The following is a 13,788-nucleotide window of genomic DNA, read 5'->3' on the forward strand; positions in this document are numbered from 1 at the left end:
ATTTTTAGAACATTTTAAATTCCACTCCCGAATGCTGACGCATTAATCACTTAGTGATTAATGTGAAAATGGATTGACCCTTAAATTAAATTACAAACAAAGGTACCATCTTTTCTCGTTTTAAAAGGTGGTGCTCCATTCAATCATATAACAAGCCAATCTATTTTTTTAGTTCTTATTTCCCTCTTAATCATTCATTCCAATATTGCCTCCTCTCTTTAATTTCTTTCGCAAATAAAAAATCCCCTTTCGCTTTTTTAGCGAAAGGGGACGGACGAACCTGTATAGTTTTAGCAGAATATTAATACATTATTGTGACAGAAGCAGTTTGGACGATATCAGCGAATACTTCTTCTAGGTGAGGATAATAGTGTATCTCCCTAGTTTGTTTATATCCAAATATCCTTTTCAATAAAAATTAAACTGGTTACATCATTTCCTTTGGAGTCTTCAGTAAATGTTTTCAGTGATTTTAAATCTAGTTATTCGCCAGGAGAAATTGTTGTATCTTTAACCTTCAAACCTGTTGCTAAACGTTCAATTCGAAGATTGTCTAAAACAAAAGTTCCTGCCCCGGTATCTCCATTCAAACTAGTTCCATCATTGAAAATTCCAATATACGTTTGCTTATTCTCGGAACCAGTTACAGTAAACTCTGCAGTTTTGGTATTGATCGATGCCGGAAGAGTATTATTCGAACTCAGTCCATTGGCAACCGTAATATCTCGTGCATCAATCTCTTGATCCCCTGAGATAAAGCGATAGGAATTGGCAGTAGTTTGATAGTCAAAGGATACTTTATAGGTTACTCCTGGTTCAAAGTGGAAGTGCTGCGGAATGGTGCGATACACTAAGCCTTTGTTTCCAGTATTTACTTTAACGGACCAATTTCCTTCAATGACATCATCTACTAATTTTTTGCCTGCCCATCCTTTTTGAGTAAACGGTGCATGTAATTCAGACAAATGAATTCTGTTGTCTTCAACACCTTCCGTATTACCAATAACAAATGGGTAAATTCCTTGCGCGACCGTTTCAAAATCTTGTTCAAATACCCCAGGTGAAACATCATTTTTCAGAGATTTTTGAACGACTCGTATATCATCAAATTTAGTATTTCCTTCTCCGGCCTCACGGCTGAGAATTAATTCAGCCTTTTTAGATGTAGCCGTAAAGCTTAATTGCATCCTTTGCATTTTGCTATTGTACCCATCGTTCGTAGCATGTGAGTCTGCTTTTACAAAGTTCTTTTGCAGGCTCCGCACCGTGTAATTGCTTACATCTTTTCCCTCGCTACTTACTTTTATTCCGGCTTTTACATCACTATTATTTTCTACATAGACCTCTGCTACATAATCTTTGCCAGATTCAAGGCCAGTAATGGTACGTGTAACGGTTGTATAGCGAGAAGGACTTTCCATATTCAAATAATAGTCGCCGCTGCTTAAATTTCGGGCAGCGCCAGTTTGATTCGTTCTGATGACACTTACAGCATCTTTGTCACCAGCAACTTTTGTATCTTCATCTTTGACTGTTCCTGAATTGAATCCTGTGTCATAGACATGAGCACCTTTGCTCCAGTCTTCGATTTGTAAGCCCTTCTCCTTTTTTTCTGGTACGACAATATAAGGTGTCGCTGCCTCAGCCGTCAATGTTACTTGATTATTGACCACTTTGACTTTCTGCACATCTGTTCTACCCTGATCGGTCAATTTATATACATAAACTTTAGATATATCTGAATATTCATTCGGGAGCGTCCATGTAGTTGTTCCGCCTTCCAAATTCCAGTGATACAGTTTTTTGGAATTTGGTGTTGGAGTCCTGAAATCCTGTTCTACCCACGGGATTAAATAAGTATGTCCATCAAGGACAACATTTCCATTAAGTGTAATGACACGCTCTCTGGAGTTGTCTTTTCTTGTTACAACAACATCATCCCCATTACTTGGGTCCGCCAATTTAATTTCCTTTTCCAAGTTTGTTTTGTTTTTATCACCTTCGACATCTGACCAATCTGTGACATAATACTTTTGTAAAAATTTAGTTGGAAGATTTGTATCGAATGTCATCCGAATAAAATGGTCAAAGTTCTTATCAGATTGCCATCCCTCGAAGCCGGCTAATTCAAATCCTCCAAGCAATGGATGATCAGCTGTTCCGCCTGCTTCAGGCCAATTCAACACCCAAGAATCTTTTTGGTGATTGCTAATAAAGCGAAGTACTTCTGAGTTGATTCCCTTGCTGGCTGCCCCACCGTAGTTCTTATCCGTTGCCCAGTGCTGCCAGGTTGAATAATTGGCAATAGAAGTACCAAACTCGGTTGATACTCTCCAACCTCTATCCATAAATTGTTCTGCAACTCTATCAGATTCCCACTGATCTTGATACCATACATCCAAATAAATAAAGTCAAGACCCGGTGCAGCAGCTTTCAATTCATCCAGTCTTTTTGCACGCGTCCCAGAATATAAATCTTTTAATTTATTGATAGTATAGGATTGATCTAACCAGCCCCAGCCTTTGGAATTTGGACCATCAATAAAATCCTCACTAAAAGCTTTTGCTTCAGGATACGTTTCTTGGGCATTAATATGGACACCAAATTCAGAATTGTACTTATGACCTTCACTAATAAGTGTTTTTAAATCGTCAGCACCACCCATCCGTTCACCGACATCACCATAATCCGGGTGACCGCTGTCATGTCCTTCATTCGCATATCCTTTTAACAGAACAGCTTGGCCCAATCCATCTGTAGCGAGAGCTACCTTTTTAACATTATCCAATGTTTTTAAGAATGGCTGTTGTGCTTGTGATCCAAAATTCATGGCAATGCGTGTGCCGACAAGATTGTTTACATCTTCTGATCCTTTTATGTCTTGCATGATTTCTCGGTAAGCAATCGCACCGTCCTGCCAGTCAATTTCATCATCTTTATTCAAATCGTCAGCAATTGCAATTTTTACAGTAGGTTTTTTTGATTGTGGTTTCGGCATAAATTCTCTTTGAGAATAAAGCAAACTAGAACCGATACCGATGGCTTTCGTACCATCTTTACTTTGATAACGATTTGCCACAAGGTTACGGTAGCCATTGACTTCTGAACTGGACCATACACCTGCACTTAATTTGTCCGTTGACAGGAAAGCAGCATAGAATCTTTCTGAAGTTCCAATGCCACCCAAAGTTGAATCGACAATGACATCGACATCCCCAGGTTTGGTCACATCGCTGCTAAGATTCGTTAATTTGGCTTTAGCATTGGTTTGAGCAGAATTGACGGAAATAAAGTTCAAATCGGCCAATTCAACCGTTTCAATTTTGGCACTTCCGGCATTGGTGATTTCTTCAAAGGTATAGATCACTTTATTTTTTTGGACTTTTAAAGAAACTTTAAATACAGCATCAAGGTTTTCATATTCATCGATTACCTTTAATGTATACAACGCTTCACTGTCGCTCAGCTTTTCAAAGCTTACTTCTGGATAGTAAAGAGTGCCGTTCACTTTCAATCCGTAAACAGGAGATTTTTGTCCATCCATTACCTTATCGCCAACCCGGTATTCGATGACACGAGGGAATACTTGGTCAATAATGACATCCATAAAGTCGGAGCTTAATTTATCCTCTACTGGCGCGGTATCTGGCGCTTTAGGTGGAACATATTCTTTAATTTTGATGTTTGAAATTGTGATGTTGGCAGCACCGCGGCTTTTTTCAAATCCAAGTAACCCTACTTGATCGACACCGCCTGACAATGTAAAGGTATTCACCTTTTTATCATTAATGTATAAAGTAGCTAAATCATCCGCGAATTTTATACGTAAATGATAGGTTTTATTTGCTTCTAATGGAACGTCTGAGGTCATCGCTGTCCAACTGTTAGCAGGACCAAAGATTTCTCCAAAATACTGATTATTTTGATCTCCAGTACCTACATAAGTGTATGCAGATGGATTTTGCACACGATAGATTAGACCAAAACGGTTCATGGCGCCTGTTCCTGGAGTAATATCAGCTTCAAAAATACCATTCTTAATTGCTTTCATTTTATTGTAGACAATTCGATTCTTTTGGGTAGAGGTAACATGGAAAGTTGCTGAACCATCTTGATTATAGGTAACGCTTCCGTTGCCAGAGATGATTTTAAAATCACCTTCTTCAAGTTGGTTATCAGTAATGTCGACAAGTTCTTCTTCTCCCGGCATTTGACCTCCATCTCCTGGAGCATCTCCCAATTCAATGAGTACTTGGCTGTTTTTACCACCAAAAGCACCAAGTTTAACCGCTTCCTTACCTGTAAGCAGCTTATTTACATCATTTGATAATGTAACCGGTCCAAATAAATCTTTTCCATCTAAAGTAACATTCAAAGTGGCTCCGCTATAATCAATTTTAATGGAATGTTTGCTCCCAGCTTCAGGAAGTGGGATGTCTGGTCTAGTTTGCAGCCAAGTTCCACTGCCTTGATATTTGTACTCATAGAACCAGCCGAGTGAGTCATACCCTACAAATACAAAGTTATTAGGGTCACTATAATGTGGATAGAAACCAAATCTAGTATCTGCCGCATTCAATTTGGGAATAAAGGTATATTCCATCGTTCCTGATTCTTTTGCTGCTTCATCCTTTTCTTGAAAAATAGCAGCTTTAACCCCATTGTCATTTCCAGCACCTGATCCAAGCAATGCATAAGCCTTACCGTTCTGGGTGACAATTTCATTTACTTCATTTCCTCCAGTTGAAATGGTAACCCATGGATTCGTTACTTCTGCTGTTGCACGTAACGGTGGAATGAACCCCGTTAAAAATGTTGGCAAAAATAACACAAGTGCTAGCAGGGTATTAGTCAATCTCTTGTAATACTTTCTACCCAATTCCTCTCCTCCTTTGAAAATAATAGTTTGATAGATGACGATGCCTTTTTTATTGATAAAATTAACAATAAACACCACCTTCTACTTGTAATCTAGCTTACTTTTGTTAAAGCGCTTACACAATAAAGATATTGTTCAAATTTTTAGTAATATTGTTTTTTTAGTGAATTGCATAAAAAAACGAACAATGCCTATCACTATTCGCTTTTTTTATGAGAGCATATCCTATGGAACACGAATTTTCGGGTAAGTACCCTGGTAATAATAATTCCATTTAAGTTTATTAAACTTATGAATTCAGATTGAATAAGCAAGAGAACCGTCCTCCTTGCTTCCCTTATATTCGTAGATGGTTACGCCTTTTACCACATGGTTAACCGTTCCTGTTGGTGAAGGGGTATCAGGTGTATTACCGACTTTTACGGAAGCAAGCAGTGAGATTGTTTGCCCAATCATGGCAAAAGGTAATGCTAAGTAAGCATCCGGTATGGATTGGGCATCTCTGTCGAATAAGAATGTGTTCCCGTCATAATTCGTTTTTCCATCGACCTCGATAGCACAAATGTTTTTGGCAATGTTATCTCGATGCAATTCTTGTAATATATCTAAATCATATTGGCGAGTATAAGGATGATTGGAAACAAACACACACACCAATGCTTTTTCATTAACGAATGACTTAGGAGCATGTCGGCATCCCAACGGGGAATCAAATGAGGTGACTATTTTACCGGCTGTCAGTTCTACTATTTTTAACTGTGCTTCTCTCGCCAAGCCTTCTAAACTTCCGGAGCCAAGGAAAATGATCCTTTCAAAATCGCAATCGATGATAGTTTGGATATCCTCTTCACGAAGAATGACACTTTCACCCATTTGGCGAATGATTTGGACAATCGCCCATTTTTCTTCGACAAATAGCGGATCAAAAACGAGTAATGCCATTAGCGTCATGCACGAATAACTTCCGGTCATGGCAAATCCTTGATCATTGGCTTTATCGGGCATTAACAACAAAAGATTGTTTTCCTCTCCTTTTGCCCTTTTCGCTAACTCACCATCTTTTGCACAGGTAATCGTTAGCTGATATAAGTTCTTTACTAGTTGTTCAGCTAATTCTACGGCAGCCAAGCTTTCGGGGCTGATGCCGCTTCGAGCAAATGAAACCAACAAGGTTGGGAAATCTGCTTTAAAAAATTCATAGGGATTAGATACCAAAGTGGTTGATGGCACACTCAGCAATTCCCACTTTTTTTCATCTACTTTTCCTTTTAAATAAGGAAGGCACGTTTCACCGACATTGGCAGAGGTTCCAGCACCCGTAAAAATAACACGGATACGATCATGCTGTTCAGCCAGTTTTTGTAAAAAAGCTTGGATCTCTACTCGTTTCTTCGTATACAATGAATAGGTTTCACCCCATAAATCTGGTTGTTGCTTGATTTCCGATGTTGTAATCGATGCACCTAAAGACACTAATTTTTCTTGACTTAAAGTAAACATATTTTACGCTCCTCTTCCTTTTTTCCAACATTCCCTTCACAAACGAATACCAGCGATTCCTCATAACATTTGCCAGGCTATTAAACTATTAGATAACAAGGCTGCCATTTGAGCCTACAAAACTTTCTTTTTCATCCTCTTTACTATTTTTAGACAAAGTATACAAATGAAAAAGCGTTTTCACAATAAACATCTTGTTTTGTTTTTTAGATATCTTGCAAATATTATCTTGCCCATTCTTTCAAGAAATCTGTCGGTGTTTCACCAATTGAGTACTTCCTCCAAACGTGTATCCATGAAAGCAACATTTTGCTTGAAGCACCCAGCTTCCCAATTCCAGATAATATATCGACCATTCCCGGCTTTTTTCCCAGTATACTTTGCACAGTCCATAAATGGGTGACCAATCTATCTCCTTCACAATACCGAAATGCAAAAACACGAAGAAAAATAAAGCAAAAAAATAAGGAAGCGCGAAAACTTCCCCCGCGCTTCCTTTCCTTGCTTCCTTACCCTACGATTTTTTCAAACCACGGGCTTGCTGTCTCTTTCAAGACAATATTTAGTTCTTGGATATTTTTTTTGCCGGTATCTTGTAACCATGCACGTGCGGATTGTTCCCCATTTTCAGCAAAGGGAGCAACGCCATTTTTCCAAGTTGCCCGGCCGCAGAGGACACCGTTGAAGGTTGAGCCGGATTCTTTGGCAAACTTCAATGTTTCCTGGAATAACTCTGCACTTACGCCGGCACTTAAGAAGATAAACGGCAGATCTGTTGCTTCACTTTGCTCTTTGAAATACGCAAATGCTTCTTCCTTGGTATAAGCTGTTTCGCCTTCCGCATATCCCTCCACAAACTTCATATCCACAGGAACTTCTACCTTCAAAACGTCCACCTTATACTGTGGCTTGGAGAATTCTCTCATCGCCTCAATGACTTTATGCGGCTTCACTTTGGCATACTCTAAACTTTTCACATCATCATTTTTGGCATCATATGTCACAATCTCGAGGAAAAACGGAATGTCTTCTGCTGCACACTCAGACCCGACTCGTTCCATATAAACATGCTTATAGTCATTAATTTTTTCATCTTCATCCACATCATAGTACAGTAAAAATTTAACCGCATCTGCTCCAGCTTCCTTCAATCCTCTAACAGACCATTCCGGCAATAAATCAGGCAAACGGCCCACGGATGTTGCATCATAGCCTGTTTTTTCATATGCCACCAATAATCCAGCTTCAGGATGGCGGACCTTTGCAGCCGGCAGACCATATTCCGGATCCAATAGGATTGATGTCGCATAAGGTGTCAACTCTTCAGAAACCAATTCTTTAAAGCGGACGATTCCCTCATCTCCGACAAAACTTGAATTTCCTGCCGAAATCATTTTCTTTAATGAACCGCGTTGATCAATTGCCAAAGCTCCGATAATCCCATTCTCATCCGATAAACGCTTAAGAGCCGCTACTTTATTTTTCGTTAATTCTAACATCGACAATCACCCCTATATAATCTATGCGTAAACTCACCTATTAAAAAAAATTGGCTTTTATCCAATTAATCTATTTTCGTAACCTCTACCAACTCAAAAAATTTGCCGAAATTAGCTCGATCAATATAACCTGTTCCTGCTTGCATCGTATTGAGCAGGCCAGTCGTCATGGCTGTTTTCAGAACGTCTGGAACTGACTGCTTTCGATTTAATNNCGACAGGGTTCACCACGTCAATCAAAGGAATGGTAACCCGGTAATAATCCGTACCATGCTTAACAAAGGCACCATCCCCGCCCATCGAAACGACAACCCATTCAACCCCATGAAACCATTCATTGGTTAGTACTTGTTTCAAACTGCTTATGGTTTGTTCCACCTCTACACCCAGCAGCTGAGATAGCTCCGCTATATTCGGTTTAATCACAAATGGTTTTACCTTATGTCGCAAAACCTGTCGGAGCGGCTCCCCTGATGTATCAACAATCACGGGAATACCCATCTCTCGGCTCATTTCTACCATCCCACGGTAAAACCCAGGCTCAAGCCCTTTTGGTAAGCTGCCCGAAATCGTTACAAGTGAAGCAGCAGTCAGTAATTCACGATATTTTTCTAAAAAAGCTGCACTGTCTTCCGCTGAAAGTGTCGGTCCGGATTCTAAAATTTCCGTCTGCTTGCCATCATGGAGAATGGCAATACAGTTTCTTGATTCTTGATTGATTTTTAAAAAATTATTTCCGATACCGCTTTTCGTCAATTCCTGAACAATGTAGTCACCAATATTTCCGCCAAGCACACCTGTCGCCAGGACGTCTTCTCCCATCTGTTTGACGACACGGGCCACATTTAAGCCTTTTCCACCGGCGGTTTTACAAACATGCTCTACACGATTTACTTCATCCAGTTTGAATTCTTGAATCGGATAGGAAATATCCAAAGATGGATTCATCGTGATAGCTAAAATCATCGCACTCCCTCTTTCCCAATCAAGTTTTCAGCTTGAAACCGGCAAACACCATCAAGATACGTCGCCGTTAATTCGAGCTCCGGTGTCAGTACAATAAAATCCGCATCATGGCTGATTGCTATCTTTCCGCATTCCCTATCCATACCAATACTTTTCGCAGGTGCTGTACTTGCCATGTAGATGGCTTCCTCTGGGGTCGCGATCCCCCAAGCGACGACATTTTTGACAGCATCTTTTAATTGCAATATACTGCCCGCTAAACTTCCGCTCTCCAAACGAGCTGCCCCGTTCTTTACTTCAACAGGGAATTCTCCGAGCTGATAGGTTCCTTCCGGCATGCCTCCTGCCATCATGCAATCAGTCACTATCACGGTTTCCTTTCTGCCGCGGGCATTCATTAAAATATTAGCGGCAGCAGGATGAACGTGATGTCCGTCACATATAATTTCGGCAAACACATTCGGCAGATTCATTGCAGCGCCAGCCATTCCCGGCTCACGATGGTGTAACCCGCTCATGCCATTAAACGTATGAACAAAAATCGAAGCTCCCTTTTCAACCGCTTGTTTTGCCTCATTATAGGTCGCGTCACTATGAGCGAGCGCTACGGTAACCTGATTGTTCACAGCGAACTCAATAAATTCAACTGCCCCGTTTCTTTCCGGAGCAAGCGCAATTTTTTTGATAAAATGACCCGATTTCTTTTGCCATGTTTCCAGCAATTCGACCGAAGGGTCACAAAAATAATTCGTGTTTTGGGCACCTTTGTGTTTTTCTGTAAAAAATGGTCCTTCTAAAAAGATTCCTTTTATTTTGGCACCCTTCACCTTCGTATAATTTTCTCCAATCATCGCCACCACATCGTTCAACGATTCGGGCGCAGAGGTTAACGTAGTTGGTAAAAACGTCGTCACTCCACATGAAAGCAGCCCCTCGGAAATCGCCATCAGTCCTTCAAATTCATTGTCCATGACATCATGATTTTTAAAGCCATGAATGTGCGTGTCGACTAAACCCGGAGCAATCCATTGTCCGGCATAATCGATTACCTCAGCCGTTTCATTTTGCAATGTTTCAAAAAAGGCACCAAATTTCCCGTCTTTTATTTCCAGAAAACCAGGACCTGCCACCCCATCTTCAAGAAAAAACTTGTCTGCGTAAACAAATAGTTCCATAATCAGCACCTCTGTTTAGAAAAGAGAAAGACTGAACATCCCTTTCCCACTGAATTACTTGTATTCGTGAATCGTAACACCTTTTACAACACGGTTGACCGTTCCGCTTGGTGAAGGAGTATCCGGTGTATTCCCCACTTTAATCGAAGCGAACAGGGCGAGCGTTTGTCCGACCATGACGTACGGCAGCGACAAGTAGGCATCTGGCACTGCGCTTGCGTCTCTGTCAAATAAGAACGTATCACCGGCATAATTCGTGTCTCCATCCACTGCAATAGCACAAATATAGCTGGCGATGTTATCCTGTCTCAATTCATTTAGCATATCGAGATCGTAACGGCGTGTATACGGTTGGTTGGAAACAAACACAAACACGATCGCTTTTTCATTCACAAATGATTTTGGACCGTGGCGGAATCCGAGTGATGAGTCAAAAGAAGTGGCAATTTTCCCGGCAGTTAACTCCAATATTTTTAATTGCGCTTCTCTCGCCAAGCCCTCAAAGCCTCCTGAGCCAAGATAAATGATTCGTTCAAAGTCGGAAGTAATCATTTTTTCAATATCTGCTTCTCTGCTAATAACACTTTCACCCAAGCGTTGTATCGTTTCGACAATGTTCAACTTTTCTTCAACTGACAGTGAATCAAAAATGAGAAGTGCAGTTAAAGCCATGCATGTGTAGCTTCCCGTCATCGCAAAGCCTTGGTCATTGGACCTTTCAGGCATTAATAATAAGAGATTGCTCTCATCCCCTTTTGCCCGTTGTGCCAACTTCCCATCTTTAGAGCAGGTGATCGTAATTTGGTAGAGTTCCGTTACCACTTGTGCCGCTAATTCCACTGTCCTATCGCTTTCCGGGCTATTGCCACTTCTGGCAAATGAAATCAATAATGTCGGGATGTCTGCTTTTAAGAATTGGTAAGGGTTTGACACGATCGCTGTTGTTGGAACACTCATCAAGTCCCACTGTTTTTCATCGACTTTTTCCTTTAAGTAGGGGGTAACAGTGTCACCAACATAGGCAGAAGTTCCAGCCCCTGTAAAAATAACACGGACATGTTCATGCTTTTCTGTCAAGTTCTGCAAAAACTCTTCAATCTGCTGACGCTTCTCCTTATACAATGCAAGTGTTTCGCCCCATAATTCAGGCTGTTGTTTGATTTCCGCTGTTGTAATCGATGCCCCTAATGGTATTAATTTTTCCTGACTTAATGTAAACAAATGTAACACTCCTCTTATTTGGGGTATTTTCCCAAAAATGTGTTTTTAACCTCGTTTAAACTCCTAAAAAGTCATAATGTAGTTTAAATTCACAACTTAGATACATGTTAGTCTGATTTATCAGCGATTTTTCCTAGTTTATCGGCAAATCAATAAAAACAAGTCTTATTTTTTGTTCTGTTCGAATACCCGTAATCCTGCACCAACAACGCCATTATCCTGCTTGATCGTGCTGATTGACATGTGACTTAAGAGATGCTGCTGCTCAGGGATTTGGTACGATTTCAGTTTTTCCTTTATGATGTCAAGCAGAAAAGGGTTATTGGCGATGACGCTGCCCCCGAATACCACTTTATGCGGGTCTAGTAAGCATGAAATCGCATATAGGCCTTGGGCCCAATTGTCCGTCACATCATCGATGATGGGCTGATACTCAATTGCTCCATCCATATAGCGTTCAAAAACATCTTTGGTCGTCAGATGCGCCACTTGCAATTCCTTTTGTACTAACTTTTCTATCGCAGGTCCGGCAGACGCAGATTCAAGCCGTTCCATTTTCTGCCCAACTGCCTTCGAAAGGACAGGGATCAAGCCGAGCTCTCCGGCAAATCCAGCCCCTCGGAAAAATGATCCATGATGAATGATCGAGCAAGAGATGCCCGTACTAATCGTCACGTAGACAAACGTTTCATCGCTTTTTGCCTGGGCAGCCTTCCACTCGGCAAAGGCTGCCATATAAACATCATTGTCAATCGTAATCACCTGGAGTCCAAATTGCTTCCGTAACCGTGCTGTGACAGGAAACTGGGCCCATGGTAAATTATTTTGATAAACCGCAATTCCCTGCTCTCGATCCACCTTGCCAGGTACACCGACACCAATACCTTCCATGTCCACTAGCGAATAAGTGGAATCTTCAAGAACTTGTTCTACTGTTTCTACCACTTTAGCAAACATCTTTTCTCTGTCAGAAGGTTCACTTTTTACCTCCGCACGCTTGAGCAATTCCCCTGTTTCCGAAATGATGCCCGCCGCAACCTTTGTCCCGCCAATATCAATGCCAATTGCCATTTTCATGTGCTTTTACCTCTACTGTCAATTTTGATTTATGGTGTACTTGCTCATCTGTTGAAAAAATTGTTGTTATCGAGAAGACGAGTTTTCTTCAAAAAAACCCCTTCTACACACTATCCAACATCGGGTTGTTGGTACAAGTTGAAAGAAAGAAAAACTCATAGAAACTAGACTATGGGAATAATAATCTGATTGTTGTAAGTAATTCTATTATTTCTTCCCCACTTTAGGGTCAACCCAACGGATAAAAACATTTAATGCGACCGAATCCGTCTGCATTAAATGTTTTTAATTTTCAGGGATAGAAGATCGACAACCTAGTCACCCTTACATTATTCAGTTGTAACTCCGTTTTATCATGGGATGACAGGCACCTATAGTTGACGAATAGATTAATCTTCCCTCTCTTGCTTTCATTAAATGCCTGCCCCTTTCCCAAATGAATCGAATTAAATAATGCAAAAAGCTGACCATAAAGCAAATAGTTCAAAGCAGACCCACATGACATAATTACGTAGATACGTCATTACCAGTTAAGTCGCACCTAGATTAATTTTCTAGGCGAACATGGTATTTAAACTTATCACCTCTGGCGATGGTATTCGTATACTCAATCACCTTGTCTACCCCATGTGTTAATCGTTCAATACGTAAAGACGGCAAGGATGGAGGCATCTTTAGTAACTTTGCCTCTTTTTCATCTGTCATTACTGGCATAAATAATTCATCTGCCATTGTAATTTCTGTTTGAAAACGATGTCTAAAAATCTCGTATAAAGCTGTCTGTTCTAGGTCTTCTTTTGTTATACCCGGGAATAAATCATAGGGTACAAAAGAAGTTTCAAGCATCATTGGTATATCATCAGCAATCCGCAATCTCGAAAAACAGTAAACCTTACTGCCCTCACCAACTAAAAGCTTATTACTAATCTTTCGGTCGGCCTCAAGAACACCAAACGATAAAACCTTTGAGATAGGAACTTTACCCAACTTTTTCATCTCTTCTGTAAATGAATAAAATTTGACCAGTTCTTGATTAACTTTTTTCGGTGAGACAAAAGTACCTTTTCCATGCACTTTATAGATATATCCGTCTTTCTCGAGCTCGTTTATCGCTTGACGAACGGTTGTCCGAGATAAATCGTACTGTTGGCATATTTCCCTCTCAGACGGTAATTGCCCATTTTCTCCTATTTCAGCTTCCATTTTATTCATTAAAATATCCATTAACTGCAGATAAAGTGGAATTCTGCTAGTCTTATCAATACGAGTCATATCTCCCCTCCTAGTTGCAAGTGGTAGTGTGGTTATTACCAGTATATCCCCCTCTCAACTCCTTGTAAAGATTATCAACAAAAATATTTTATGCATTGTGGAGGAAATGAAGGTATTCCATACCGCTTAGAACTAGGGAGAGAATGGCATATCACTATGGGTTATGATGGTATAAAGCTTAACTTCAATCCAAAGGAA

At 40.4% G+C, this 13,788-nt stretch carries 8 protein-coding genes and 1 pseudogene (1 of these 9 cut by a window edge); 1 reads left to right on the forward strand and 8 read right to left on the reverse strand.

Annotated features, from left to right (window positions below):
* Positions 1-46 carry the end of a LysR family transcriptional regulator gene (locus V7137_RS13405; RefSeq protein WP_335698552.1) on the forward strand. It extends 842 nt beyond the left edge of the window, so the window shows 46 of its 888 coding nt (coding positions 843-888); its start codon lies beyond the left edge, outside the window; the stop codon is at positions 44-46.
* 436 nt (positions 47-482) lie between these two features.
* Here the strand turns inward: V7137_RS13405 and V7137_RS13410 are convergent, their stop codons facing one another.
* The 8 genes and pseudogenes from V7137_RS13410 to V7137_RS13445 all read right to left on the reverse strand — a co-directional run bounded on the left by V7137_RS13410 (position 483) and on the right by V7137_RS13445 (position 13,590).
* Positions 483-4,880 carry an endo-alpha-N-acetylgalactosaminidase family protein gene (locus tag V7137_RS13410; RefSeq protein WP_335698553.1) on the reverse strand — a complete coding sequence of 1,466 codons (4,398 nt, stop codon included), beginning with the start codon at positions 4,878-4,880 and terminating at the stop codon, positions 483-485.
* A gap of 297 nt (positions 4,881-5,177) precedes the next feature.
* On the reverse strand, positions 5,178-6,380 hold the full coding sequence (gene agaS / locus V7137_RS13415) for a tagatose-6-phosphate ketose isomerase (protein ID WP_335698554.1): 1,203 nt from the start codon (positions 6,378-6,380) through the stop codon (positions 5,178-5,180).
* Between the two features lie 509 nt (positions 6,381-6,889).
* Positions 6,890-7,879, reverse strand: coding sequence for a tagatose-bisphosphate aldolase (gene lacD / locus V7137_RS13420; protein WP_335698555.1), 990 nt, complete (start codon positions 7,877-7,879; stop codon positions 6,890-6,892).
* Between the two features lie 65 nt (positions 7,880-7,944).
* Positions 7,945-8,845 (reverse strand): annotated as a pseudogene (locus tag V7137_RS13425) (hexose kinase).
* Positions 8,842-10,020, reverse strand: coding sequence for an N-acetylglucosamine-6-phosphate deacetylase (gene nagA / locus V7137_RS13430; RefSeq protein WP_335698556.1), 1,179 nt, complete (start codon positions 10,018-10,020; stop codon positions 8,842-8,844). The pseudogene V7137_RS13425 and the gene nagA overlap by 4 nt, the downstream one beginning before the upstream one ends.
* 54 nt (positions 10,021-10,074) lie before the next feature.
* Positions 10,075-11,241 carry an SIS domain-containing protein gene (locus V7137_RS13435; RefSeq protein WP_335698557.1) on the reverse strand — a complete coding sequence of 389 codons (1,167 nt, stop codon included), beginning with the start codon at positions 11,239-11,241 and terminating at the stop codon, positions 10,075-10,077.
* Between the two features lie 165 nt (positions 11,242-11,406).
* Entirely contained in the window at positions 11,407-12,318 is a 912-nt protein-coding gene (locus tag V7137_RS13440; RefSeq protein WP_335698558.1) for an ROK family protein, read from the reverse strand.
* A 546-nt stretch (positions 12,319-12,864) separates the two neighbouring features.
* A complete protein-coding gene (locus V7137_RS13445; RefSeq protein WP_335698559.1) occupies positions 12,865-13,590 on the reverse strand; it encodes a GntR family transcriptional regulator in 726 nt (241 codons plus the stop codon).
* Positions 13,591-13,788: the final 198 nt, after the last annotated feature.

Origin of the sequence: Neobacillus drentensis, from assembly GCF_036962765.1 — a bacterium.
Classification (GTDB): Bacteria; Bacillota; Bacilli; order Bacillales; family Cytobacillaceae; genus Neobacillus; species Neobacillus drentensis_C.

What these genes read in the sequence shown, in the direction of transcription:
- agaS (WP_335698554.1), bottom strand. Translation starts at nt 6,380, where the DNA reads ATGTTTACTTTAAGTCAAGAAAAATTAGTGTCTTTAGGTGCATCGATT.
- lacD (WP_335698555.1), bottom strand. Translation starts at nt 7,879, where the DNA reads ATGTTAGAATTAACGAAAAATAAAGTAGCGGCTCTTAAGCGTTTATCG.
- nagA (WP_335698556.1), bottom strand. Translation starts at nt 10,020, where the DNA reads ATGGAACTATTTGTTTACGCAGACAAGTTTTTTCTTGAAGATGGGGTG.
- V7137_RS13440 (WP_335698558.1), bottom strand. Translation starts at nt 12,318, where the DNA reads ATGAAAATGGCAATTGGCATTGATATTGGCGGGACAAAGGTTGCGGCG.
- V7137_RS13445 (WP_335698559.1), bottom strand. Translation starts at nt 13,590, where the DNA reads ATGACTCGTATTGATAAGACTAGCAGAATTCCACTTTATCTGCAGTTA.